Annotated in this window: 1 pseudogene; it reads left to right on the top strand. The window is 42.3% G+C overall.

Going from position 1 to position 1,208, the window contains the following annotated elements:
- Positions 1–340 precede the first annotated feature (340 nt).
- Positions 341–1,161: pseudogene (locus QUA80_RS33630) on the top strand (transposase domain-containing protein); the annotation flags it as partial.
- Positions 1,162–1,208 lie beyond the last annotated feature (47 nt).

The raw sequence follows: 1,208 nt of genomic DNA, 5'->3' as shown, positions 1-1,208 counted from the left end.
CCTAGACTCCCAAGCATATTGATGCTTAAACTCCTCTTGGGGTGGTGCGCCGCAGGCGCACCCCCTGAACGGTTACGATTCAGCAAGCCCTAACTATTGGTTGCCGCACCTGCGAGAACTGCTACCATCTAGCTTGCTGGAACAAGTAAAAAAAAACGCTGCTGACCATGCAATAGTTCAATACGGTTCAGTTAAGGCTCAAACCGTGGTAAATTAGGTATGGTGTCCACAAAAGGAGAGCAAGTTAGCGTGCATCTCAAAGAATTCTCACTTTTTATCTCCCAAAATCTCAAGTAAGGAGATATTCAAGGCCATAGAGATAGCAATTCCAGCAAGTGCCATCGAACAAGCTATTGCCAAAACAAATGTTGAAGAGAAACGTCATCGTGCCCTACCAGCACAACTGGTAGTGTGCCTGGTAATCGCCATGAGTCTGTGGTCGAAAGATTCAATGCGGGATGTCTTAAAAAATTTAATTGATGGTCTTAATGAAGCATGGGTGAAAATTGGTAAATATTGGCGGTTTCCCTGTAAATCGGCAATTACTCAAGCCAGACAAAGATTAGGAGCAGGCGTGATGAGACAGTTGTTTCATTCATTAGTGCGACCAATGGCTACAGTTGAAACAGTAGGAGCTTTTATCAACGAACTCAGGGTCGTAGTGATAGATGGAACCTGCTTAGACCTCCCGTCTGGGTGATGAAAATGCCAGAGTTTTTGGTCGTCCAGGTAGCCGTCCGGGTACGAGAGCGGCGTTCCCCAAAGCTAGATTAGTGATTTTAGTAGAGGCAGGAACACATTTAATATTTGATGCCTTAATGTGTCCATATAAAATAGGAGAAAGAGTAAGAGCGTTAAAATTGTTACGCTCAGTGGCAGAGGGAATGTTATTGATGTGGGATAGAGGTTTACATTCTTACGCGATGGTAGAAGCCACATTCAGTAAAGGTTGTGAGTAGAAGAGTGCGAATTCCATCCAACGTTAAATTCTTAAACGAAACACAACTAGATGATGGTTCATATTTAAGTTGGATTTATCCATCTGGCAAGTTAAGAAAAAAAGGATTTAAGCCAATACAAGTAAGAGTAATTGAGTACACAATTGAGCATCCCGAACGCCCCGAAGCACAAATTAGACATCTCCAAAATAGTAACATTTTGTGGTAAAAGAACATCAGATATCTTTTTTGAGACAGAAATATGAGCGA

The sequence above is a fragment of the Microcoleus sp. F4-D5 genome, assembly GCF_036704885.1.
In the GTDB taxonomy this organism is placed as follows: domain Bacteria; phylum Cyanobacteriota; class Cyanobacteriia; order Cyanobacteriales; family Microcoleaceae; genus Microcoleus.
Note: the sequence above shows the minus strand (reverse complement) of the source record. Positions and strands in the feature narration are given on the sequence as shown.